This is a genomic window from Frankia sp. ACN1ag, from assembly GCF_001414035.1.
GTDB classification, from domain to species: Bacteria; Actinomycetota; Actinomycetes; order Frankiales; family Frankiaceae; genus Frankia; species Frankia torreyi.
The window spans coordinates 1-24,517 of the sequence record NZ_LJPA01000032.1 but is presented as its reverse complement, the minus strand read 5'-3'; the positions used below and the strand labels follow the sequence as shown (position 1 = coordinate 24,517).

Genomic DNA, 24,517 nt, shown 5'->3' with positions numbered 1-24,517 from the left:
GCGGGCTCGCGGCGTGGCCGCCGACCGATCTGCGCAGCAGGCTCAACCGGCGGGGTGGAGGCGGACCTGCAGGGCGTCGACGCCGCGGACGGNGAGATGGGGGCGGTAGGTCGGCTCGGCGGTGATCTCCAGCCGGGCGACGCGGTCGAGCAGGGCGGTCAGCATGGTCTCGGCCTCCAGGCGGGCCAGCGGCGCGCCGAGGCAGTAGTGCAGGCCGTGGCCGAAGCCGAGGTGGCGGGCCGCGGGAGCGGACGGCGAGGCGTAGCGGGTGAGATCGAACCGGTCGGGGTGCGGGAAGGCCGCGGGGTCGCGGTGGGCGGCGCCGGCGAGGAGGATGATGCCGTCTCCGGCGCGGAACGTCTGCCCGGCGAGCTCCGTGTCGGCAAGCGCCGTGCGTCCCGTCCACTGGACGGGCGGGTCGTAGCGCAGCGTCTCCTCCATCGCCGCCGGCACGAGCGCCCGGTCCGCCCCCAGCGCCGCGTACTGGCCCGGGTCCCGGGCAAGTGCCAGCACGGCGTTCGCGACCAGGTTCACGGTCGTGTCGTAGCCGGCGACGAGCAGCAGGACACAGATCTCGAGCAGCTCGTCCGCGCCGAGCCGGTCGCCCTGTTCCTGCACGGCGATCAGGTCGCTGAGCAGGTCGTCCGCGGGTTCGTCGCGGCGGCGGGCGATGAGCTCGGTGAAGTAGTCGGCGAACGCCCGGGTGGCCTCGGTACGCTGGGCCCGCTCCACCGGGTCGAGGACCTGGTCGGGGTCGAGGCCCCGGGTCAGCGCCGACGCCCAGCCGCTGAAGACCTTCTCGTCGCGCGCCGGGACGCCGAGCAACGAGCAGATGACCCGCAGCGGCAGCGGCCGGGTGAACGCCTCGACGAGGTCGACCTCGCCGCGGTCGACGGCCGCGTCGAGCAGCTCATCCGACAGCGCCTCGGCCATAGGGCGGAACCGGGCGATCCTCGCCGGGGTGAACGCCCTGCTGACCAGGCGGCGCAGCCGGGTGTGCGTCGGCGGGTTCGCCCGCAGCATCGACCGCAGGCCCTCATCCTGATCCGTCACCGGACGAAACGCGCTGCTCTCCATCGGGACGTGGCCCCAGGCGGGATCCTGCAGGACGCCGACGCAGTCGGCGTGCCGGGTAAGTACGCCGAGCCGGGCCGGGGACAGCCAGTGACAGCGGGCCGACTCCCGCAGCGTCCGGTAGAGCGGATAGGGATCGCTGCGCCACCGCGGATCGAAGATCTCGCGCGCGCCACCGACCCCCGCCACACCACCGGTCTCCGCCATGCCACCGGTCTCCGCCATGCCACCGGTCTCCGCCATGCCACCGGTCTCCGCCATGCCACCGGTCTCCGCCATGCCACCGGTCTCCGCCATGCCACCGGTCTCCGCCATGCCACCGGTCTCTGCCATGCCACTGACCTCGGCCACGTCACCGACGCTAGGCCGCGGGGACAGGACTGCCGCACTCGATATCCGCTTCTTATCGACCGATGCGGAATTCCCGGCCTCAGCTGGCCCATGCACGGCCACAGCGGGTGGCGTCGGTGCGGTCGACGCTGGCCGTGACACCATTGCCGGGGCCGGATCGTGGGATCCGGGGGTGGTCGGCGCCGGATCGTCGGGGCCGGATCGGGGGATAGTGCAATGCCGGCATCTCGCCGCGCTCTGGTCACCGGCGTCGCCGGAATGACGCTCGGCGTCCTCGCCGGCTGTGGAACCGACCGTTCCGCGGCTGCCACGGGCGGACCCGACCCGGCCGGTACGGGCGGGCCCCACCCGGCCGGTCGGCGGATTCCCATGGAGGCGGGTCTCGCGGCGACGCCGGCCGGGGTGGGCCGCGCCGAGGTCGTCGCCCGTTACGGTGGGCTGCGGCCGCACGCCTGGGCCCTGGACCTGCCCGGGACGATCACGCGGCTGCCCGTCGCCGACAGGGCGCTGGCACTCACCTTCGACGCGTGCGGCGGCCCCGGTGGCAGCGGTTACGACCAGGGCCTGATCACCACGCTGCGCCGGTACGGCGTCCCGGCGACCCTCTTCCTCAACTCCCGGTGGATCGACGCGAACCGGCCCGCCTTCGCCGACCTCGCCGCCGACCCGCTGTTCGAGATCGCCAACCACGGCACCCTGCATCGGCCGCTGTCGGTGTCGGGCCGGTCGGCCTACGGCATCCCCGGTACCCGCGACGCCGGCCAGGTCTACGACGAGGTGGCCGGCAATCATGCCAAGCTCACCGGCCTGCTCGGCCGACCGCCCCGGCTCTTCCGGCCGGGTACGGCGTACAGCGACGACGTCGCCGCCCGCATCGTCGGTGACCTCGGCGAGACGATCGTCTCGTTCGCGGTGAACGGTGACGGTGGCGCCACGTACACCGCGGCCCAGGTCCGCGCCAGCCTGCTGGCAGCCCCGCCCGGCTCGATCGTGATCGGGCACATGAACCATCCCCGCCGCGGCACCGGACCCGGCGTGGCGGCGGCCCTGCCCCGCCTGCTCGGCGCCGGCTTCCGCTTCGTCCATCTTCCGGCCGACCTGAAAAGCGTGCGCGCCTGATACCCGCTCCTTATCGACCGATGAGAATTGCCCGGCCCGCGGCAAAGAGCCCTTGACCGGCACCAACCCCGGACCCACGATGACGCCGCCACCTGCATTTCTCCGCGCGCATACCCGTGTTCCCAGTACCGCAGTCCCAGGGCCGGGTGGCGCATACGAAGGAGCGGGATTCATGACCACAGCGGAGATCGACGGCGACCGGGTCGACGCCCACGACGTGTTCGACACCGCCCACCGGATCGATCCCTACCCTCGGTACCGCCGGCTGCGCGAGGCTGCCGTCCCGACACCCGTCCGCCTGGGCGATGCCGAGGTGACGCTGATGTCCAGGTTCTCGGACTGCGCCGCGGTGCTGCAGAGCCAGGCATGGGGGCACGGCAACGTCGACCGGCTCAGCCCCTTCTGGGACCAGCAGGCGAGCCTGCCCGGGTCGTTCATCCGGATGGACCCGCCGGACCACCGGCGGCTGCGCACGCTGGTCAACAAGGCGTTCAGCGCCCGGATGGTCGCCGACCTCGCACCGATGATCACCAGCCTGGTCGACACGCTGGTGGACCGGGCGCTCGCCGCCGGCGGGCTCGACGTGATCCGGGACCTGTCCGCGCCGCTCGCCCAGGCGATGGTGGGCCAGCGGCTGCTCGGGGTGCCCGCGTCCGACGCCGAGCTGCTGCGCTCCTGGGAACTGGCGATCGCCCGCGGCACCGACCCGGACGGTCTGCTGTCCGCCGAGGACATCGCCCGCCGCAACGACGCCGGGGCGAACGTCGTCGCCTACCTGCAGGACCTCGTCGCCCGGCGCAAGGCCGACCCGCAGGACGACCTGCTCAGCCGGCTCGTCGCGGTGGAGGAGTCCGGCGAGGTCCTCACCGCGGCCGAGGTCCTCGGCATCTGCGTGCTGCTGCTCGTCGCCGGGATGGAGACGTCGATCAACCTGGTCGGCAACGGCATCCTCGCCCTGCTCGCCCACCCCGACCAGCTCGCGCTGCTGCGCGCCCGGCCCGAGCTGGCCCCGTCGGCGGTGGAGGAGATCCTGCGCTACGACACGCCGACCCAGTTCACGATGCGGGTCGCGCTCACCGACACCACCGTCGGCGAGCGCCGGTTTCGCCGCGGGGACGGGGCGATCGTGCTGATGGGCTCGGCGGGCCGGGACACCGACGTGTTCGACGGCGGTGAGCGCCTCGACATCACCCGCTACGCCGAACCCGGCCGCTCGCCGCGGCACCTCGGCTTCAGCCTCGGCCTGCACTACTGCCTGGGTGCGCCGCTGGCCCGGCTGGAGGCGACGACCGCGATCCGCACGCTGGTCGAGCGGGCACCGGCGCTGTCGCTGGCCACCGACGAGCTGTCCTACCAGCCGAGCCTCATCCACCGCGGGCTGAGCTCGCTGCCCGTCGACCTCTCCCCCGCCGCCGCCTGAACCGGCGAAGGGCCGGCGCCGCCCTCGGTCTCACCGAGGCGATGGCGCCGGCCCATGCGGCCGACCGGTGAGCCCGCGGCGTGGAACCTGGGTGCCGTGGAACTCAGGCGGCGTGGAAGCGCGTGGGGAGTTCGGCCAGGCCGCGGATGAGCATGTTCGGCTTGTACGGCGGCGTGTCGGTGAGCAGCTCCATGTCGGCGACCCGGTCCAGCACCCCGGCGAGCAGCAGCTCCATCTCGAGCAGCGCCAGCGGCGCGCCGAGGCAGTAGTGGTGGCCGAGGCTGAACGACAGGTGCCGGGCGATCGGCCTGGTGGTGTGGAAACGGGTGACGTCGAGCCGCTCCGGGTCGTCGTACACCAGCGGGTCGCGGTTCGCGCAGGCGATGAGCGCGACGATCCCCTCGCCGGGGGCGAAGACCTCGTCGGCCACCACCAGCTCGCGCTTGGCGGCGCGGGTGTTCATGTGGATGGGCGAGTCGTAGCGCAGCAGCTCGTCGACGGCCGGCCCGATCAGCTCGGGGCGCTCGCGCAGCAGCGCGACCTGGTCGGGGTGGCGGATCAGGGCCATCATCCCGTTGCCGACGAGGTTCACCGTCGTCTCGTGGCCGGCGATGAGCAGCGTCACGCAGGTGCCGAGCAGCTCTTCCTCGGTGAGCCGGTCGCCCGCCTCCTCGACGGCGGCGAGCTGGGTGATCAGGTCGTCGCCCGTCGCCTCCCGGCGCCGGCGGGAGACCAGGGCGCGGAAGTACGACAGGAACTCGGGGATGGCGCGGTTGCGCTCGGCGAGCGCCTCCGGCGTCATCAGCACGTCGGGGTCGAAGGCCCGGGCCAGCGCCTGCGACCAGACCTGCACCAGCGGGTGGTCCTCGGCCGGCACGCCGAGGATCTCGCAGACCACCGTCAGCGGCAGCGGGTAGGCGATGGTGGCGATGAGGTCGAACTCGCCCTGCCGCAGCGCGTTGTCGAGCAGCTCGTCGACGAGCGCGGCGATGCGGGGCCGCAGCGCCGCCACGGTCCGCGCGGTGAACGCCTTCGTGACCAGGCCGCGCAGCCGGGTGTGGTCCGGCGGCTCCATCCACAGGAACGACGCCGGGAAGGCCTCGGCGGGGATGGTCGGGTGGAGCTGGTGGGGCTCGCGGTCGTGGCCCCACTCCTGGCTGCCCAGCACCGCCGCGCAGTCCGCGTAGCGGTTGGCGAGCTTCAGGTTGAACGGCCCGGTGTGCAGCGGCCCGGCGGCGCGCAGTTCGGTGTAGATGGAGTAGGGGTCGTGCCGGTTCGCGGGGTCGAACAGCTTCGCGAGCAGCCGGGCCCCCGTCTGCTCGGGGGACGACTCGTCCGGTCGGTCGAGGGTCTCGGACGACGCGGGTTGGACGGTGACCATGCTGTGCTCCTTCTACGACTGCTCGTGGTGGGGGACGGCCAGGCGGTCACGGATGGTGGGCGGGGATGACGGCGCGATCGCCCGCGGGGCGCCGGGGGCGAGGACCCGGACGGCCAGCGTCGGGCGCAGCAGGGCGGTCGGCGGCTCGGCGAGGTGGACCACGCGCATGAGGGTCCGGGCGACGGCGGGGTCGCGGTGCGCGCGGCGCTGCGCCCGGGCCGCGTAGCTCCCGGTGATCCGGCCCCGCAGGGTGCGCCGGCCCACCACCGCGGGGTAGCGCAGGTCCGAGGAGGTCGCCATGTCCCAGGCGACGTCGAGGACGGGTCCGACCGCCCGGTAGAAGCGGCCCGGCAGCCCGCGCGGACCCGCGCGCAGGCAGTCGCGCAGGACCAGCGCCTGCTGGGCGGCGACCGTCATGCCCTGCGCGTAGAGCGGGTTGAAGCTGCACAGCGCGTCGCCGACGACCACGATCCCCTCGGGTGGGCGGCGCACGGCCTCGAAGTGCCGGCGCACCGATTCCCGGAACCGGTACGGCACGGCGTCGGTCAGGGGGGTCGCCGCATGGATGAGGTCGGCGATGTCGGGGGTCGGCAGCCGCCGGGCGAACGCGCGGAACCCGTCGTGGTCGGTCGGGGGATGCTCGCCGAGCAGGCCGGCGAGGGTGACGATCCAGCGGTCGCCCTCGACGGCCACCGCGCCCCCGCCGCGCAGGCCCGGGGTGGTGGAGACGATGACGCTGAGGTCGCCGCCGAGGTGCTCGGGGCGGCGCTCGTAGACCCGCGAGGCGTAGCCGAGGTCCACGGTGACGCGCGACGTCGGCGGTGCCGGGTGCCCGGCGGCGGCGAGCCAGTCCAGGGAGCGGGAGTTGCGCCCACTGGCGTCGACCACCAGATCCGCGGCGAGCACCGTCGACGCGCCGTCGCCGCCGCCGGCCCGGATCCGCACGCCGCCGACGCCGCCCTCGCCCACCCCGCCGCCCTCGCCCACCCCGCCGCCGACGTCAACCCCGCCGCCGATGTCAACCAGGCCGCCGACGTCAACCAGGCCGCCGACGTCAACCAGGCCGATCACCGCGGTCCTCGGTAGCAGGCGGACGCCGGGCAGGGCCGCCGTGCGCCGGCGCAGCTCGCGTTCGAGCAGCGGCCGGCTCGCGAGCACCGACGTCAGCCCGGTGGAGACCGGACCGACGCGGCGTCCCTGCAGGTACCAGCGCCCACCGACCAGCGCCTCGCTCGTCGGCGCCCCGGCGGCGACGAGCTGCGCGACCAGGCCGGGATGCAGCTCCTCGAGAATCTCCCGCCCACGGTCCATGAGCGCGTGCAGGTGCCCGGCCTGTGGCACCCCACGGCGGGCGCCGAGCCCGGCGGCGGGACGGCCCGCGTCGCCGAGATCGCCCGCGTCGACGGAGCCGGGCAGGTCGTCGCGGTCGAGGACGCTGACCCGGTCGAAGGACTCGCTCAGGACCCGGGCGGCGAGCAGGCCGCCGACCCCCGCCCCGAGGACGACGGCATGCCCGCAGCGGGGTGTCGAGGTCGATCGGTCAGAGGTCAAGGGTCAGCCGCTCCGAACGCGCCCGCGAGACGCAGATCATCATCGTGGTGCCGGTGGCCTGCTCCTCCGCCGACAGCACGGAGTCCCTGTGGTCGACCTCGCCGTCGAGCACGGTCGTCTCGCAGCTCGCGCAGGTGCCCTCGCGGCACGAGGAGGGGACGTCGAGCCCGGCGCGGTCGAGCGCGTCGAGCACCGACTGGTCGGCGCGCACCCGCACCAGCCGCCCGGAGCCGGCCAGCAGCACGTCGAAGGCCCGCTGGTCGGCCTCGTCCGCGCCGTCCGTCGGGCGGGGACGGAACCGTTCGACGTGCAGGCTGCCGATACCGCGGGCGGCGAACGCCCGCTCGGTGGCCGCCAGCAGCGGCTCCGGCCCGCAGCAGTACAGCCGCGAGTCTGCGGCGAGCTCGGCGACGATGTCGTCGACGGGCAGCAGGCCTTCGGTGTCCTCGGGCAGCACGCGCACCCGGTCGGGGTGGCGGGCGAGCTCGGGCAGGAACGCCATCCGCCGCCGTGCCCGACCGCCGTAGTACAGCCGCCAGTCGGCGCCGCGGCGCTCCAGCTCGTGCAGCATCGGCAGCAGAGGCGTGATCCCGATGCCGCCGGCGACCAGCCGATAGGACCCGCCGGCCACCAGCGGGAAATTGTTTCGCGGGGCGCCCACCTCGATTTCCGTACCCTTCACGACCTGTTCATGGAAGTAGCGCGACCCGCCCCGACTTTTCTCCTCCAGGAGCACCGCGATTCGCCAGGACCGGGTATCGGACGGATCACCGCACAACGAGTACTGGCGGATCTCCCCACCCGGTACCCGAATATCCACGTGGGCGCCCGGAGCCCAGGTGTCGAGAGCCTCTCCTTGCGGGTCCACCAGCACGACGACCAGCACGTTCTCCGCTGCCAGAGTCGCCTCGTCCACCCGCAGGACCGTCCAGCGAGATACCGAACTCACCGGCAAACCGTCTCATGCCAGGCATCACGCGAACAGCGATCAATACAACGGCAATCACCCCATCGAAAACGTCGATGGCCGACGACCGAACGCGCAGGGCACGGCAACAATGGCCCCGCGCGAATGACCCCGCGCGAATGACCCCGCATGCAGCACGTTTTTACCGGTGGGAGCAACCGTGAGCGAGACAATCGTCAGGCCCTCCGAGGCATCGAGTCCGCCGGATCCCGTGCTGCTGGCGGAACGCACCGCGCGGTTCATCCGGGACGTCGTCGTCCCCGTCGAGCGCGAGATCGTCGTCGACGGCCGCCGGATGGACGACGCGCTGCGCCTGGAGCTGGTGGCGGCCGCCCGGGACGCCGGGGTGTTCGGCCCGCTGTCGCCCGTCGAGTACGGCGGCTTCGGCCTGGACTTCCGCGGGCAGGCGCACGTGCTCATCGCGGCGGGCGCGAGCCTCGTCGGGCCGCTGGCCCTGCACTGCTGGGCCCCGGACGACGGCAACATCCACCTGCTCGCCGACGCCACCACTCCGGCCCAGCGCGAGCGCTACCTGGCGCCGCTCGCCGCCGGCGAGGTGCGCTCGGCGATCGCGATGACCGAACCCGCCCCCGGCACCGGATCCGACCCGAGCATGCTGCGCACCGTCGCCACCCGGGTGCCCGGCGGCTGGTCGATCACGGGTGCCAAGCACCTCATCACCGGCGCGGACGGCGCCGCGTTCACGATCTGCGTCGCGCGCACCGACGCCGGCCCCACGATGTTCCTCGTCGACGCGGACAACCCAGGGATGCGGGTGGTGCGCCGGATGCCGACGCTGGACTTCACCAGCGCCCCGGGCGGCCACTGCGAGGTCGCCTTCGACGACTGCCGCGTCGACGACGCCGCCGTGCTCGGCGAGGTGGGGCTGGGTCTGGAGTACGCCCAGGCCCGGCTGGCCCCGTCCCGCCTGACGTTCTGCATGAACTGGCTGGGCCTGGCGGTCCGCGCGCACGTCCTGGCCGCCGAGCACGTGCTGGGACGCCATTCCTTCGGCGCCCCGATCGCCGAGCACGGCATGGCGCAGGCCCTCGTCGCCGACAACGAGATCGACATCGCCGCGGCCCGCGCGCTCGTCCACGCCACCGCCGCGACCCTGGACACTCAGGGGGCGACCAGCTCGGCGGCCCGCCACGACGCCGCCATCGCGAAGACCTTCGTGTCCGAGGCGGTGTGGCGGGTGCTGGACCGGGCGGTGCAGCTCTTCGGCGGCCTCGGCGTCTGCGAGGACCACCTCGTCGCCCGTTTCCTCGTCGAGGCGCGCGCCTTCCGTATCTACGAGGGTCCCTCCGAGGTGCTGCGGGCCTCGGTGGCACGGCGGGTGTTCCGCCGCCTCGGCTAGCCCCGCCGATCGTGGTGTTCCGCGGAACCGCGCGTCGCGTCTGGAGTCCTGGCCGCGGCCCGACTCTCATGATCGTGGTGTTCCGCGGAACCGCGCCAGGCGATCCATCTCCATCAGCGGCACGTCCATCAGCGGCACGTCCATCAGCGGTAGGAGACCCAGGTGAGCAACCCGTCAGTTCTGAGCCCGGCAGCACCCGGTTTCGCGGTCTTCGCCCAGCCGGGCGCGGGCGTGGACTTCGAGCACATCCGGCGGATGGCGAACACGGTGGTGCCGTTCGGCGCGTTCGTCGGCGTCGAGGTGACGGAGGTCGACGCCGACCACGCGGTCGTGGAGATCCCCGACCGTCCCGAGCTGACCAACCAGTTCGGCACCGTGCACGCCGGCGCGCAGTTCCTCGCGGCGGACATCGCCGGGGCGTGCGCGTTCGTCGGGGCGACGGCCGGCCGGATCGCCGACGTGGAATGGCTCGTCGTGCGCGACAGCTGGTCGTCGTTCCGCCGACCCGCCCGGGGCCTGGTGCGCGCGGTGGGAACCGTCGACGAGCGCGCGGTGCGCCAGGTGCTCGCCGCCGGCCCCGGCGAGCGCGTCGACCTCGACGGCAAGGCGGTGCTGCACGACGCCGCCGGCACCCTGGTCGCCACCTTCCGCTTCGCCTACGTCGCCGAGCTCGCCGCCCCGGCCGCCCCGGCCGCCCCGTGACCGGCCCGACGCCCGGGACGGCGCCCGGCTCCGCACCCGGCTCGGCACCGCCGCGCCGGTCGGAGTTCTCGGCGCTGGAGGCGCTGCGGGTCGACAGCGTCGGAGGCGTGTCGTTCGTGCTGCGGGTGCTCCCCCAGGCCGATCCGGGCGCGCCGGTCGTGCTGATCCTGCCCGCGATGGCGCTCAAGGCGAAGTTCTACCTGCCGATCGCGCGGGCGCTGCACGCGGCGGGGGTGTCGGTGGTGACGACGGACCTGCGCGCCCAGGGCGAGTCGACGCCCGGCCTGCACGACCAGCCGACCTTCGGCTACCGCGAGCTGATCGAGGTCGACCTGCCGCGGGTGCTGGCCGCCGTGCGGACCCGGTTCCCCGGGGCGCGGCCATACCTGTTCGGGCACAGCCTCGGCGGCCAGATCGCCCTGCTGCACGCCGCCGCCGAGCAACCCGCGGGGGGCGGGATCGCCGGCGTCTGCGTCATCGGCACGGGGACCGTGTACTGGAAGGCGTTCGGCTTCCGACGCTGGGCGGAGGCGCTGTACTCGATCCAGACGATCGGCCTGGTCGCGCGGGTGCGCGGCTACTGGCCGGGCGGCATGCTCATCGGCGGCGCCATGCCCGGCCGGGTGATGACGGACTGGGCGCGGCACTCCCGCACCAGCCGCTACCGGCCGCACGGGACGACCCGCGACTACGACCGCCTGCTCGCCGAGCTCGACCTGCCGGTGCTGGCCATCTCCCTCGACGACGACCGGCTGGGACCGAAGTCGAACGTCGACTTCCTCTGCCGCCGCATGCCCCGAGCCCGCATCGACCGGTGGCACATCACCGCCGCCGCCGGCGTCGCCCACCGCGACCACTTCGCCTGGACGAAGGACGCCGCCGTCATCGGCCCCGCGGTCGCGGCCTGGATCCGCGAGCGCCGCAGGCCCGCGTAGCCGGATTCCTCTCGGGCGATTGGAACCTCCAATCGGGGGCGGTCACCGACATATTCGTCGCGATCCGTTCACCAACGATTCACCGAGACCTGCTGAACTGCAGCTGCCCGTCGACACGGAATTAATCGACACGTACACGGACCGGGTGCCGGGAATTCATCGGCCAGGGGACAAACCGGTTCGGCACTGGTCCGGCCCCGGCGCGCGCAGGACATAACACAGCTGTTTGGCAGATGCCGCCGGATCGGAGGGGGGAACCAGTGAGCCGTATTACCGTCGAAAACGTCACGCGCCGCTATGGTGACGTGCGGGCGGTCGACGGGGTGAGCCTCGACGTCGCCCACGGCGACTTCCTGGTCCTGCTCGGCCCCAGCGGCTGCGGGAAGTCGACGCTGCTGCGCATGATCGCAGGTCTGGTTTCCCCCAGCGACGGCCGGGTGCTCGTGGACGGCAACGACGTCACCGAAGCCCCGGCCCGCGACCGCGACCTCGCGATGGTGTTCCAGAGCTACGCGCTTTACCCGCACCTGACCGTCGAACGCAACATCGGATTCCCGCTGCGCGCTCGTAAGCAGCGCAAGGCCGACATCCGCCGCCGCGTCGCCGAGGTCGCCGACATCCTCGACCTCGGCGCGCTGCTCGACCGCCGGCCGCGTGCGCTCTCCGGCGGCCAGCGCCAGCGGGTGGCGCTCGGCCGCGCCCTGGTCCGCGACCCCGGCGCCTTCCTGATGGACGAGCCGCTGTCGAACCTGGACGCCCAGTTGCGCACCGCGACCCGCACGGAGATCACCGAGCTGCACCGCCGGCTCGGGCGGACGTTCGTCTACGTCACCCACGACCAGGTCGAGGCGATGACGATGGCGACGTCGGTCGCCGTGCTCAACCGCGGCCGTCTGGAGCAGCTCGGGACGCCGACCGAGGTGTACGACACCCCGGCGTCGGCGTTCGTCGCCGGATTCCTGGGCTCCCCGCCGATGAACCTGCTCGACGCCGAGATCGTCAGCCGCGACGGCCGGCTGCACGCGGTCGCCGAGGGCGTGGACGTCCCCCTGGGCCTCGACCATCCCTCTCACGAGGGCGAGCAGGTGCGGCGACCCGCCATCCTCGGCGTCCGCCCCGAGCACCTGAGCCTGCGGCCGGCCGCAGACGCGGGCCCGGCGCCCGAGGCCGGCGGTGTCCCCAACGGCAGTGCCCCCAACGGCAGTGCCCCCAACGGCGGTGCCCCCGCGGCGACGCTGCGCGGCAGCGTGCGCAGCATCGAGAACCTCGGCAGCGAGGAGATCGCCCACTGCCGCGTCGGTGCGGCCGAGGTGGCCGTGCGGGCCCGCCGGCCGGCCGGCTTCACCGTCGGCGAGGCCGTCGTCCTCACCGTCCGCCCCGAGCACACCCACCTGTTCGACCGGGAGTCGGGACGCCGGCTCGTCTGGCAGCCGGACCGGGACCCTCAGGTCCCCGCCGCCCGCGTCCCCGTCGCCACCTGACACCCGCCACAGCTCACCCGCTCGCACTGTCACCTCGCCGAGGAGCAGCACGTGAAAAGACCGTTCGCCCGGAGATCGTTCTCCCTGGTGGCCCTGTCGGCCGCCACCGCACTGTCCGTCCTGGCCGCCTGCGGCTCGCCCGGGGGCGGTGGCGACGACGTGGCGCCGAAGGCCACCAGCAAGATCCCCGAGCTCGGCAAGGACCAGAAGGTCTCCATCGTCTTCGAGAGCTACAACTTCGGGCAGGCCGGGGCCTGGACCGACACCTTCAACGAGCTGATCGGCAAGTTCGAGAAGGCCCACCCGAACATCCACGTCACGGCGCAGAAGCCGCAGGGTTCCAGCCCGAACCCGGCCACCGACACGGTGTCGAGCCTGCAGAGCCAGATCGCCGCCGGCTCGCCGCCGGACGTCGTCCAGCTCGGCTTCAGCGACCTCGACTTCGCCATCCACTCGCTGAAGGTGAAGTCGCTGGACGACCTGGTCGGCAAGGACGCCGTCCAGGCGAACTTCGACGGCGCCAAGTTCCCGTACGCCAAGACCGCGCGGACCCTCGGTGACTGGGACGGCAAGACCTACGGCGTGCCGTTCGTCTTCTCCACTCCGGTGCTGTACTACAACGCCTCCATCTTCGCCGAGGCCGGTCTCGACCCGGCGAAGCCGCCGACGACGTGGGACGAGGCTCGTCAGGACGCCAAGACGATCGTCGACAAGACCAACCACGACGGCGTGTACCTCGACTGCCTCACGAAGATCGCCAAGGACTGGTGCTTCCAGAGCCTGGTCCGCTCCAACGGCGGACGGGTGATCTCCGAGAACCGCACCACCCTGACCTACTCGCAGCCCCCCGCCGTCCAGGCGGTCCAGATGGCCCAGGGCCTGGTCAAGGACGGCCTGACCCCCGTGCTCGGCCAGAAGGAGGCCTACACGAGCTTCGCCGCCGGCAACATCGGCATGTTCCTGGAGACCAGCTCCATCCAGGGCACGTTCGTGAAGGGCTCGAAGGGCAAGTGGGACCTGCGCGCCGCGGAGATGCCGAGCTTCGGGAAGAAGCCGACCATCCCGACGAACTCCGGCGCGTCGCTGTTCGTGCTGTCGAACGACCCGGCCAAGCAGCGCGCCGGCTGGGAGCTGATCAAGTTCCTGACCAGCGAGGACGCCTACAAGACGATCTCCACCAAGATCGGCTACCTGCCGCTGCGGACCGGCCTCGTCGACGACCCGAACGGGCTCGCCGCCTGGGCCAAGGCCAACCCGCTGGTCGTGCCGAACATCGCTCAGCTCGACCGGATGGAGCCGTGGATCTCGATTCCCGGCGTCAACTACATCCAGGTCCGTGACGGGATGATGGAGGCGGTCGAAAAGATCGTCTACCAGGGCGCGGACGCGCAGTCGACCCTGACCGCCGCCCAGAAGCAGGGCGCGGCACTGCTCCCGAAGGCGTAATCCGATGACCACGACCGGACCGGCCGAGCTGACCCTGATCCAGGTGAGCGACACGCACCTGCTGCCAGCCGGCGAGCTGATGCACGACCGCGTGGACACCTTCGCCCTGCTGGAGACGGTCGCCGCGACGGTGGCGTCCTCGACCGGTCCGGTCGCTGGGATCCTGCTCACCGGCGACCTCGCCGACGACGGCTCCCCCGCCTCCTACCGGCGGCTGCGGCAGATCGTCGACCCGCTGGCGGCCACGTTCGACGCGCCCGTCGTCTACGCGATGGGCAACCACGACGAGCGGCTGGCCTTCCGCGCCGAGCTGCTGAACGGCGCCGGCGTGCCCGTCGGCCTCGACGGACAGGCCGGCCAGTGGTCGGCCGACCATCCCTGCGACAGCGTCCACCTGGTCGACGGCCTGCGCCTGGTCGCCCTCGACTCCACCACGCCGGGCCGCCACGACGGCTGGCTCACCGACGCCCAGCTCGCCTGGCTGGCCGACGTGCTGGCCACCCCGGCGCCCCGCGGCACCCTGCTGATCGTGCACCACCCGCCGCTGCCGTCGCCGGTGCCGACCGTGCACCTGCTGCGGCTCGCCGCCGCCGAGCGGCTCGCCGACGTCGTCGCCGGCACCGACGTCCGGATGATCCTCAGCGGGCACGCCCATCACGCCGGCGCCGGCGCGCTCGCCGGCATCCCCGTCTGGGTCAGCCCCGCCCTCGCCTACGACACCGACCCGCTGCCGCCCGACGGCCGGCTGCGGGGCCTGCTCGGCGGCGGCTTCAGCCGGATCGACCTGATCGACGGCCAGTTCGTCGCCACCGCGATCCCGCTGTCTCCCGCCGGCCAGGTCTACGACAACGACCGGGCCGAGAGGCTGGAGTTCATCCGCAACCTCACCCCGCAGACCACCCCGGGATGAGCGGGATGTTCGTCGAGGTCGCTCCCCCCACGCTGCCGGCGCCGATCGTGGCGCCGGCAGCCGCCGGGGGTCGGGGCCGGACCGCCCGGCGCCTGGCCCGCCGCCTCGGCCGCGGCGTCGTGCCCTACCTGTACCTCGTCCCGGCGTTGGGCATGCTCATCGTCTGGATCTACCGTCCGCTGGTGGAGACGGCGAACTACTCGTTCTACTCGTGGAACCTGTCGCCGACGCAGCCCGCGACCCCGGTCGGCTGGCACAACTACCACCGGCTGTTCACCCTGCCCGAGCTGGGCGGGTCGGTCTGGCGGACCCTGCTGATGATCATCGGTCTGCTGCCGTTCACCATCGTCATCCCCGTCGTGGTGGGGCTGCTCTCCCGCGAGGTGCGTGGCCGGGCGCGCAGCATCTACCAGGCGCTGATCTTCCTGCCGTTCCTGGTCGCGCCGGTGGCGAGCGCCGCGGTCTGGCAGTGGCTGCTCAGCCCCCGCACCGGAGCGGTGAACCGGGCGACGGGCTCGTCGGTGAACTGGTTCCACGAGCGATGGCCCGCCCTGATCGCCATCACCGGCATCACCGGCTGGCACGTCCTCGGGTTCGCCGTGGTCGTGGTCGCCGCTGGCCTGGCCTCGATCAACGGGGACTACGCGGAAGCCGCCTCCGTCGACGGGGCGTCGCGCTGGCAGATCACCCGCTGGCTGACGCTGCCGCTGCTGTCGCCGACGCTGGTGTTCCTGGTGTTGGCCACAGCGCTGCTGTTCGCGCCGCAGTGGACGTTCCCGCTGATCGACACGCTCACCCAGGGCGGTCCGGTCGACGCCACCACCAACGTCTACTACCTGCTCTGGGAGTACGGCATCCAGAGCTTCGACGCCGGCCTCGCCTCGGCGGCCGGAGTGGTGTTCTTCCTCGGGTTCGGGCTGGTGGCGGCGGTGCTGCTGTGGATTTCCGAGCGCGTCACCATCCACGACGACTGAGAGGGCGCCCCGATGACCAACTTCGACGCCCCGGAGACGCCGGGGGGTCGGTCGAGGACGCGCGTCGTCGTCGGCCACCTCACGCTGGCCCTGCTGGGCCTGGCCTGCGTGTTCCCGATCTACTGGCTGTATGCGACGTCGCTGCGGCGACCGAACGACGTCTACGAGGTCAGCCCGCTGCCGTGGCCGCTGTCCGTCGACAGCTACCGCACGGCGATCGACGAGGTCGACGTCCTGCGGCTGCTGCTCAACACCACCGTCGTCGCGGTGCTCACGGCGCTCGGGCAGCTCCTGACCAGCCTGCTCGCCGCGTATGCCTTCGCCGCCTGGAACTTTCCGCTCAAGCGGGTGCTCTACCTGGCCTTCGTCGGTAGCTGGCTGGTGCCGTTCCAGGTCGCCATGCTGCCGAACTACGTGCTGCTGCACCAGCTCGGGCTGCTGAACACCCTGTCCGGGGTGATCGTCCCGAACATCGTCTCCGGGCTCGGCGTGCTGCTGCTGCGCCAGCACCTCGACAGCTTCCCCAAGGAGCTGCTGGAGGCGGCGCGGATGGACGGCCGGTCGTCCTGGTCGACGCTGTGGATGGTGGTCGTGCCGAACCTGCGCGCGGCCCTGGCGGCGCTGGGCATCCTGCTGCTCGTCAACGCCTGGAACGAGTACTTCTGGCCGGCGCTGGTCCTGCAGCGGCACAACGATGTGCTGCAGCTCGGCATCCGCAGCTTCATGAGCGCCACCGAGGGCGACGACTGGGGCCCGCTGACCGCGACCGCCGGCCTGGCCTGCCTGCCGATCTTCATTATCTACCTGCTGCTCCAACGCCACGTCGTGAGCGGCTTCGTCCGCTCCGGCCTGCGCTGAAGACCCGTGCCGCGCGCGGGCGGGAACCCGACTCCCACCCGCGCGCGGCACGTCCCCTCGCCTACGCCGGCGAGGCATGATCGCGCCTGTGGTTGATCTGCTTCTGGTCCGTCACGCCGGCTCGGTCGCCCCGACTCCCGATGGCCCCGACGAGTATCGGCGGCCTCTCACTGAGAAGGGGTGCGAACAGGCCCTCGACCTTGTTTCAGCCCTCGGTCACCATGGCCGCGCATCGCGCCTCCTGTCCAGTCCGTACCTTCGCGCGATCCAGACCCTGGAACCGACTGCCCGGGTCGTGGGACTGCCCATCTGCCGCCGTGACGAGCTTCGCGAGTGGCGGTCAGGCCTGGCTCCGACGCGCGACTGGCAGGCCCACTACGAGCGGAGTTGGGCGCAACCCGGCACGGTCATCGGGGCAGGCGAATCACTCGCCGAGCTCACCACCCGTGCGGGGAACACGGTTCGTGCGCTCGTGGGGTCGGCCGCGCCCGCGACGACAATCCTGGCTGCCACGCACGGCACGTGGATCTCTCGGGCGCTGCTCGCTCTCGGCCTTCCGATCGACTGCGCCTTCTGGCTTTCGATGCCGATGCCCGCGATCTACACGCTCAGCTTCGACGGGCCAGACCTGCGGCGCGCGTTCGGCCCGGGTCTCGAGAGCGGACAGTAGCGCCGACCACGTCCGAGACCGGCAGTGCCGACCGCAGACTTCGCGCCGATCCCGGAGCCGGTTCCGCGGAACACCACGATCGTTTGCAGGGACTCTGCGTCCAGGGTCCGGTCCCTACGGGCGATGGTGTGATGCCAGCCCGCCCGATCGCCGTCCTGGCAGGATGGCGGCATGGAACGTGTGCTTGGCATCGGTGGCTACTTCCTGCGGGCCGTGGACCCGGCGGCTCTGAGTGCGTGGTACCGCGACTGCCTGGGTCTGGACGTCGATGAGAACGGCCTGTGGCATCAGGGAGCCGGGCCGACCGTGTTCACGACGTTCGAGTCCGAGACCGACTACTTCGGGTCCCGCGCCCAGCAGACCATGCTCAACTTCCGGGTCCGCGACCTGGATGCGATGCTTGCGCAGTTGCGCGCCAAGGGAGCGGACGTGGCCGAAGAGACGCAGGACATGGAGGGTGTCGGTCGCTTCGGCTGGGTCACCGACCCGGCGGGCAACCGGGTCGAGCTGTGGCAGCCCGCCTGAGCGCGGCCGCACACTCCGCCACACAAGCACCCGCCACACAAGCACCCGCCACACAAGCACCCCCTGCCCGGCCCAGCACCGAACCCGCGCCCGCCTCCCCACAGACTGCCGGCCGCGTCCGACCCACATCACCCTGGTCATGGAAGTCGAGCTCGCGTCCGGCAGCGCGGCACGGCGCGGTTCCGCGGAACACCGACCTCAGGGAACACCCGGATCACCGGAAGTCAGGCCCGCATCTCTGAGCATTCCCGCGATCAACCGATCATCCGCAGACATGAAGATCGGTCCGCAGCGGTCGTGGCCCTGGGGAGGTCATGACAGGCCCTGGTCACGGGTGTGCCGACCCGCCACAGTTGATCTTGATCGGTTTTTGTCGGTGGTGGGTGGGACGATGCTCGGGTCCGATGATCGACGACACCCCTGGCCCGGTGATCATGATGATGGCAGCAGCGGCAGCTCCTTCTCCGACGTCCTCACCATTCCCATCCGTTCTGGAGGTGGATGTGGAGACGGCCGCGTTGGGGGTGGTGGAGGAGGTGATCTGCCGCTGGGCGGGGCGGATCGCGGCGGCGACCTGCGGTTGGCTGACGGCGTTGGCGGCGTTCGACCGGCGGGAGGGCTGGTCCGGGGTCGGTATGGGGTCGTGCGCGCACTGGCTGGCCTGGCGGTGCGGGATCGGTCTGCGGACCGCACGGGAGCATCTGGCCACCGCGCACGCATTGGAGCGTCTTCCCGCGATCCGTGCCGCTTTCGCCGCCGGCACCCTGTCCTATTCCAAGGTGCGGGCGGTGACCCGGGTCGCGGAGCCGGCGACCGAGCAGGTCTGGTTGTCCCATGCCCGTTTCTGCAGCGCGGGCCAGATCGAGCGGCTGGTGCGGTCCTACCGGCAGGTCCGGGGGGATGAGCGGGTACGCCGCGCCGCCCGGCGGTTGTCCTGGCGGATCGATGACGAGGGGATGCTCTGCCTGCACGCGGTGCTGGCTCCCGAGGAGGGCGCCCGGCTGATCGCGGCACTGGACGCGGCCCGGGCAAGTCTCGAGGACACCACCCCTCCCCCTGCGGGCACCAGGACGAACGACAACGACGACGCCGCGGCAGGCGGCGATGGTGCGGCAGGCGATGGTGCGGCGGACGGGGCCGGGGTGGCGGGTCTGCCCGCGGACGGAGAGCGGGTGACCACGTCGCGGGACCGGCAGCGGGATGCCAATGCGCTGGTCGCCCTGGCCGAGGGCTTCCTCGACCGGCCCGCTCCCGGGCTGACGACCCCCGGCCACACCCTCACGGTGCACCTCACCACCCGCCCCGACACCCCCGCCGGCCGTGACACCCAGCCCGGCGCGGAGAGCGGTGCCAGTGCCCCGGACGTGAACGACAGTGCTGCGGACGGCGTCGCCGGGCTGCCGGCGACACCACTGATCGGGATCGGAGCGTGGGCCGACGTCGACGGCGGGATCGGGCTGTCCCCACAGGTCCTGCAACGGCTCGGCTGCGACGGGCTGATCCGCGCGTTGCTCGCCGACCCCGACGGCAATCCCCTGCACCTCGGCCGCCGCCAGCGCCACCCCAGCCCACGACTCCGCGACGCCGTCTACGCCCGCGACCAGGGTCGCTGCCAGTACCCCGGCTGCGGACACACCCGCTGGCTCCAGATCCACCATCTGGCCGACTGGGTCGAGGGAGGCGATACCGACATCGACCGGCTCACGCTCTAATTAAGACACTGCCGTTTTAGAATAGTTCTATGACGGTAACTGATCCTTTCGTCACGGTGGTGGGTGTTCCGGGGCCGGTGCGTCCGGTGGGCTATGTGCGTATCTCGTTGGATCGGGAGGGCGCGGGTCTGGGGGTTGCCCGTCAGACTGCGGACTTGAACGATTTGGCGGATCGGCTGGGGATGCCGCGTCCGGAGGTGGTGACGGACAACGATGTGTCGGCGTATTCGAAGAAGCGGCGTCCGGGGTATGAGGAGGTGCTGGCCGGGATCGAGTCGGGCCGGTGGAACGTGTTGCTGGTCTGGCATGTGGACCGGTTGACGCGTAGCCCGAAGGAACTCGAAGAGATCGTGGATTTGGCGAACGGGACCGGGTTGCGTATCGAGACGGTCAAGGGCGGCCGTGTTGACCTGTCGACGGGTGAGGGCCGGTTGCATGCTCGGATCCTGGGCGGGTTGGCGCGGTATGAGTCGGAGCACCGTTCGGACCGGGTCCGGCGGAAGATGTTGCAGAACGCCGAGGCGGGTTTGCCGCATGGGGGCATGCGGCGTCCGTTCGGTTATGAGGCTGACGGGATGACGGTCCGCCCGGCGGAAGCGGAGGTGATCCGCTGGGCGGCCGGTGGGGTGATCGCGGGCCGTCCGCTGCGCGCGCTGGTGGCTGAGTTGAACGATGCGGGCGTGGCGACGTCGCAGGGAGCGCGCTGGTCGTCGTCGACACTGCGGGGCATCCTGGTCCATGGGCGGGTTGCCGGGTTCCGGGTGCATCAGGGTCGGATCCTGGGTCCGGCGGCGTGGCCGGCGATCGTGGACGTGGCGCGGTGGGAGTTGTGCCGGGCGGTGCTGACGGACCCGGCGCGGCGGAGTTCTCCGGGGAACAAGCCGAACCGGTTGCTGTCGGGGATCGCGGTCTGCGGCCGGTGTGCGGGGGCGATGCGGTCCGGGGGGAACCGTGCCGGGGCGCGGATGTACCGGTGCGCATCGCAGAATCATCTCCGGCGCCGCGGGGATCTCGTCGACGATGTGGTAACCCGGTTCGTGGTCGGCTGGCTGGCCCGGGACGGGGTGACGTTCGACGTTCCTGACGTCGCGGTTCCCACCCATGATCTGCGGGCGCGCGCCGATGAGGTCCGGCTGCGTATCAGTCAGGTCGAAGACGCCCTGGTCGGCGATCCCACCGATGATCTGAAAGATGTTTCCGTGGAGGGATTGAAGCGGAACCTGACCCGGCTGCGCGGGAAGCTCGAAGACCTGGAACGGGACGAGAAGTTGACGGTTCTGCCGTCGGCGTTGCACGGGGTGACGGCGAAGAACTTTCCCGGGCTGCCGTTGGATCGGCGGCGCAGCATCGTCGACTACCTGTGCAAGGTCACGGTCCTGCCCACCAGCAAGGGCGGGCACGCGGGCGAAGAGTCCATCGACGTGATTCCGCATCCGGACCGTTTCCCGGCTGCGGCGGCGGCATAGCGTCGCCCATGACATCCCCGCGGGCAATGGACCGTGCGGGATTGGCAAGGAATAGGCGGCCCGGGACGGTGTTACGAGCACCGGTCCCGGGCCTTGATCCCCATCCTGAGCGAACAGGAGAGGAACCCGTGAGCATGATGCCAGAGGTGCGGATCGGTGGGGGTGGCCGGTCAACGGTGGGTGTGGATCTTCAGGCGCATCCCGGGGAACGGGCGGATGTGTATCTTCCTGCGGGGGGTCCGAGGTTCTCGGTGCTGCGGCCGACGTTGATCCTTCCGGCGGGGGNGCGGGNGAGTGTGGCGTCGGACATGCCGTATGACGTGGCGGCGCGGTGGTGGGACTCGGTGACGGTGTCGGCGACGATGGCAAGCCAGTGGTATGCCTCGCACGTCAACGGCTGGCCGGGTGGGAAGCAGCAGAACAGGTAGACGCCAACGGCGCTTCGGGCGGCCGGTAACCCTGTAGGGGTTACCGGCCGTCGTCGTGTCCGGGCCCGGTGGCGGCGTCGTGGGTGCTCCGACAGGGGCGGGCTCGTCGTCTGGCCGTGCCGGGTCGTCGGGGGCGGCGATCCTCGTCGGAAGCGGTGCGCCCGTGGGGCTCGGGCGGCCAGAAGCGTCTGGGGGCACCGGAAACCCGCTGCCCGTCCACCCTGAATCGTCACTTACGTTTCACTACACGCGATACGCAACGATGTGACGAAACGTTAAGGAATGGGTGTTCCGGTGAGGTCACGCGGCCGGCGCTCGGATCGATGCCGTCTGACCAGGAAGAATAGCCGTCCGCGGGGACGTCGGGGGGCGCGGGGTGTCCGGTGCCTCGGCGGGGTTCGCGGTGCCGGTCGGGTCGGGGGGCGNGTCGGGGGGCGCGGGGTGTCCGGTGCCTCGGCGGGGTTCGCGGTGCCGGTCGGGTCGGGGGGCGGCCAGCGCAGACGAAGAACAGCGGGTGTTGTCGGCCCCTCCGTTTTTTCGTCCTTTCCTGACAGCGCCTTGCCTTAGCGGAGTGGTGGGCGGGTCAAGGGTCATCCGAAGGATGATCGCTTGCGACGCGTAGCGCCCTTGACGTGTCCGCCAGTCCGTTAAACGATCCGGCGCCGGCGGGAAAGGGGGAAACCGACTGCCGGTGACCGGCGTTCCCGGTGGGGCTGGTGCCGTTGTCCGCCAGGCTGAAAGGTCTGGTCCTGGGCGTGGCTTGCGGGGCTGGTGCTGCGGTTGTCGTGGGGTGGGCTGTGACGCTCCGACGCGTCGACGCTCCGACACTCCCGTGGGGCCGACGCTCCGGCGGGGTGCCGACCGGAGGGAGGCGGGGCCCCGTCGGGGTGCGGCGAGTCCCGCGGGCGTGGCGGGTGTGGCGGCGTGGCGTGTGCGGCGCGGCCCACCCGGCGGCCCGAAGGGCCGCCCTTGAAACCCATAAGAAAGTTCGCGACGATCAGCTTTCCAGGGCGTTCGGCTGGATGCCGGAGGTGAAGTCGTCGATGGCGATGGCGAGGTCCCGGGCTTCCGGGGTGACCCGGTAGAGTGGATCTTGTTGGAGTACGACACTGAGTCGTCGCACGCCTTCCCTGATCGGGAGTACTCGGTGCGGTTCGGGGATCGCGAGTACGGGGCGTAGCGCGTCGTGGGCGCCGTCGAGTGCGTGGAGGCGGATGCGGGCGGTGGCCAGGTCGGCGCGGGCGATGGCTTCGGAGTTGTGGGATCGGTCCGCGTAGGGGGCTTGGCGATACGCGGTGACGGCTTCGTGTGCTGCCCGTTCGGATTCGGCGGGGTCGGGGAACCAGGCTGCGGTTCCGGCGATGATGCCGAGCTGTTCGGGTAGCGACAGGCGCATCAGGCCGCCCATGTCGTCGAGTTCGTCAGGTTCGACCTGATCACGTGTCCGGTAGCTGTGGGTCAGGGCGTTGCGGCTCCGGCCCGTGTCGCCGATTGCCGCGTAGGCGCGGGCCTGTTGCACGAAGGGCAGCACGGCGATTGATCCGTGTGCGCGTTCCGTATCGCGGCCGGCGAGCTCGGCGAACTGGATGGATTCGGCGTATTGACCCATCCAGTAGGAGGTGGCTGCCTGTTCGGTTCGGACGATGATGCGGAGGCCGGGGTGTGCGGATCGGTCGGCGCACAGAAGTGCGGTGTCCTGGTAGGTGATGGCTCTCCGCGTCTGACCAAGATCGCGGGATGCATGCGCGAGCATCGCGCACACCAGGCCGCCAAGTAGGTAGAGATCGCGTATCTGGTGCGGTTCGGTTGGGCCGTCGATCAGTCGGAAGATCGCCTTGCGTGCCACGATCAAGTCGTCGACACGGAGGCTCAAGTGATCGCCGTAGGAACGGGACAGACGCCGTACCTCGCTCCACAACATCTCGATGATCTCGGGAGCGGGTGTGTTCTCCGCGCGCACCAGGAATCGAAACGTTTCCTCGGCATCTGCCACTGCGGTGGTTGCCTCGAATGCGGGCGGCTGATGCACCGGCGGTGGCTGGCTCCGAGGAAGGAGTTCAGGCGTGGCCGGAGCCGGGTCAGCTTCACTGAGCAGCGTGTCGATGGGGTGCCGGCACAGGGCTTCGAGGACTGAGCTTGCGGACGGATGGGGTCGGTGGACGAGTGTGCCGGCGAGCCAGCGTTTCGCCTGCCGTTCGCTGACGCTGTCGGCCCGCGCGTCGATGGCTTGTGCGGTTTCCGCATAGCGGCGGCGGAACTCCTCGACAGTCCATCCCTGCTGGCGGACCCAGCGGGCAAGCAGCGTTCGGGGCTCGGCGGGGGTCGACGGCATACGCGGACTTCCTTCGTGCTGGCCCAGAACTCCGGCAGTCCGGACAGTCCCGCCGGACTTTCAGCAAGCTTTACCGGCCGATGGTCCGAATGTCACGGCCTGGCGCTCGCGGAGGCCGAAACGGCACCTAGGTGGCACTCCGACGGCACCATGCCGCTACTGGGTGCCACGGAGGTGCCACGGAATGAGACCCGTGAGTGTCACTAGGAGCCGCTCGGTGAGCGACAAAGACTGATCTCCGGCGGCGCCTGCCGGATTGGCCTGGTTGTCCTCGGCGCGGGCCGTCTTGATCGGCGGACTAGTCGCCGTGGGCTTGGCCTGGTCGGGGCTGCGCCCATCGTCGTCGCCTCGGAAGGGGGCTGGCCATGGCCGGGTGTGAGGAACAGGTGGGGATTGGCGGGTCGGGTGACGGCGTGCCGGTCGGGTCGGTTGTCCGGTGGGGGTTGGCGACGTTCGGCACGGGGCGGCGGTTGGAGGGGCTGATTGGCCCGTTTGATTCGCCGGCGGCGGCGCAGCGTCATGCGCGGGAGCGGTGTTACGGGGACTGGCTGGTGGCGCCGATGTTGTGCGTGACCGACGTGGAAGGGGTGCCGGCGCTGTGAGCCTGCTCGAGGGCGACGGCCCGGACGATGTCCGTTACCGCTGGTTGCCTGAGGTGGAGTTGCCGGACGCCGATGGCGTGCTGGTCTGCAAGGAGCCGACCGGTGGTGAGGTGCCAAGGGTGGAGGCGGAGTTCTGGCCGTTGTCGACGGGGGTGCTGGTCGAGGCCGCGTTCTATCTTGCCGGTGAGCCGGGGGCAAGGACGGTGATCGTGCACCGTCGGGGCGCGGATCGGGTGGCGCCGCGGTTGGCGGT

The 24,517-nt window shown here is 71.6% G+C and carries 18 protein-coding genes and 2 pseudogenes; 15 read left to right on the top strand and 5 right to left on the bottom strand.

Features of this window, described 5'->3' with window-relative positions; translation table 11 throughout:
- Positions 1-93 precede the first annotated feature (93 nt).
- The coding region (locus UK82_RS23985) for a cytochrome P450 (RefSeq protein WP_396230631.1) at positions 94-1,299 on the bottom strand (1,206 nt) is incomplete at its 3' end.
- A gap of 342 nt (positions 1,300-1,641) precedes the next feature.
- Here UK82_RS23985 and UK82_RS23980 point away from each other — a divergent pair.
- Both UK82_RS23980 and UK82_RS23975 read left to right on the top strand, forming a co-directional pair.
- Positions 1,642-2,544, top strand: coding sequence for a polysaccharide deacetylase family protein (locus UK82_RS23980; RefSeq protein ID WP_055409469.1), 903 nt, complete (start codon positions 1,642-1,644; stop codon positions 2,542-2,544).
- A gap of 172 nt (positions 2,545-2,716) precedes the next feature.
- Complete coding sequence (locus UK82_RS23975) at positions 2,717-3,964, top strand: cytochrome P450 (protein WP_055409468.1); 1,248 nt, start codon at positions 2,717-2,719, stop codon at positions 3,962-3,964.
- Between the two features lie 103 nt (positions 3,965-4,067).
- On the opposite strand, the gene UK82_RS23970 is transcribed toward UK82_RS23975, so the two are convergent.
- Genes UK82_RS23970 through UK82_RS23960 form a run of 3 tightly spaced genes read right to left on the bottom strand, consistent with a single transcriptional unit; the run spans position 4,068 to position 7,812 of the window.
- On the bottom strand, positions 4,068-5,345 hold the full coding sequence (locus UK82_RS23970; protein WP_055409466.1) for a cytochrome P450: 1,278 nt from the start codon (positions 5,343-5,345) through the stop codon (positions 4,068-4,070).
- 12 nt (positions 5,346-5,357) lie between these two features.
- Positions 5,358-6,896: an NAD(P)/FAD-dependent oxidoreductase gene (locus tag UK82_RS23965; RefSeq protein ID WP_055409464.1), complete on the bottom strand. Its 1,539-nt coding sequence runs from the start codon at positions 6,894-6,896 to the stop codon at positions 5,358-5,360.
- Positions 6,886-7,812, bottom strand: coding sequence for a PDR/VanB family oxidoreductase (locus UK82_RS23960; RefSeq protein WP_055409462.1), 927 nt, complete (start codon positions 7,810-7,812; stop codon positions 6,886-6,888). Before UK82_RS23960 ends, UK82_RS23965 begins: the two co-directional genes overlap by 11 nt.
- Before the next feature lie 211 nt (positions 7,813-8,023).
- Here UK82_RS23960 and UK82_RS23955 point away from each other — a divergent pair, with 211 nt between their 5' ends.
- The 12 genes and pseudogenes from UK82_RS23955 (at position 8,024) to UK82_RS23900 (ending at position 20,902) form a co-directional block, all read left to right on the top strand.
- A complete protein-coding gene (locus tag UK82_RS23955) occupies positions 8,024-9,223 on the top strand; it encodes an acyl-CoA dehydrogenase family protein (protein WP_044886377.1) in 1,200 nt (399 codons plus the stop codon).
- A 162-nt stretch (positions 9,224-9,385) separates the two neighbouring features.
- A complete protein-coding gene (locus UK82_RS23950; RefSeq protein ID WP_044886378.1) occupies positions 9,386-9,925 on the top strand; it encodes a PaaI family thioesterase in 540 nt (179 codons plus the stop codon).
- Between the two features lie 74 nt (positions 9,926-9,999).
- Positions 10,000-10,860 (top strand): alpha/beta fold hydrolase, encoded by an 861-nt coding sequence (locus UK82_RS23945; protein WP_044886406.1) that lies wholly within the window; start codon positions 10,000-10,002, stop codon positions 10,858-10,860.
- Positions 10,861-11,120: 260 nt separating this feature from the next.
- The gene (locus UK82_RS23940; RefSeq protein WP_055409460.1) at positions 11,121-12,341 is read left to right on the top strand and encodes an ABC transporter ATP-binding protein; all 1,221 of its coding nucleotides are present in this window, start codon (positions 11,121-11,123) and stop codon (positions 12,339-12,341) included.
- Between the two features lie 51 nt (positions 12,342-12,392).
- Complete coding sequence (locus tag UK82_RS23935) at positions 12,393-13,787, top strand: ABC transporter substrate-binding protein (protein WP_055409458.1); 1,395 nt, start codon at positions 12,393-12,395, stop codon at positions 13,785-13,787.
- Positions 13,788-13,791: 4 nt separating this feature from the next.
- Positions 13,792-14,697 (top strand): metallophosphoesterase, encoded by a 906-nt coding sequence (locus tag UK82_RS23930; protein ID WP_044886381.1) that lies wholly within the window; start codon positions 13,792-13,794, stop codon positions 14,695-14,697.
- On the top strand, positions 14,694-15,671 hold the full coding sequence (locus tag UK82_RS23925; RefSeq protein WP_082122029.1) for a carbohydrate ABC transporter permease: 978 nt from the start codon (positions 14,694-14,696) through the stop codon (positions 15,669-15,671). Before UK82_RS23930 ends, UK82_RS23925 begins: the two co-directional genes overlap by 4 nt.
- 12 nt (positions 15,672-15,683) lie before the next feature.
- Positions 15,684-16,529 carry a carbohydrate ABC transporter permease gene (locus UK82_RS23920; protein WP_044886383.1) on the top strand — a complete coding sequence of 282 codons (846 nt, stop codon included), beginning with the start codon at positions 15,684-15,686 and terminating at the stop codon, positions 16,527-16,529.
- Positions 16,530-16,605: 76 nt separating this feature from the next.
- Positions 16,606-17,199, top strand: a complete 594-nt coding sequence (locus UK82_RS23915; protein ID WP_063897559.1) for a histidine phosphatase family protein — start codon at positions 16,606-16,608, stop codon at positions 17,197-17,199.
- A gap of 171 nt (positions 17,200-17,370) precedes the next feature.
- The gene (locus UK82_RS23910; RefSeq protein WP_044886385.1) at positions 17,371-17,724 is read left to right on the top strand and encodes a VOC family protein; all 354 of its coding nucleotides are present in this window, start codon (positions 17,371-17,373) and stop codon (positions 17,722-17,724) included.
- A gap of 404 nt (positions 17,725-18,128) precedes the next feature.
- A pseudogene (locus tag UK82_RS23905) lies at positions 18,129-19,433 on the top strand (DUF222 domain-containing protein); the annotation flags it as partial.
- 32 nt (positions 19,434-19,465) lie between these two features.
- The gene (locus UK82_RS23900; RefSeq protein ID WP_082122159.1) at positions 19,466-20,902 is read left to right on the top strand and encodes a recombinase family protein; all 1,437 of its coding nucleotides are present in this window, start codon (positions 19,466-19,468) and stop codon (positions 20,900-20,902) included.
- Between the two features lie 1,425 nt (positions 20,903-22,327).
- Here UK82_RS23900 and UK82_RS23890 read toward each other — a convergent pair.
- Positions 22,328-23,662 carry a hypothetical protein gene (locus UK82_RS23890; protein ID WP_152990001.1) on the bottom strand — a complete coding sequence of 445 codons (1,335 nt, stop codon included), beginning with the start codon at positions 23,660-23,662 and terminating at the stop codon, positions 22,328-22,330.
- Positions 23,663-24,260: 598 nt separating this feature from the next.
- Here UK82_RS23890 and UK82_RS23880 point away from each other — a divergent pair.
- Positions 24,261-24,517 (top strand): annotated as a pseudogene (locus UK82_RS23880) (hypothetical protein); the annotation flags it as partial.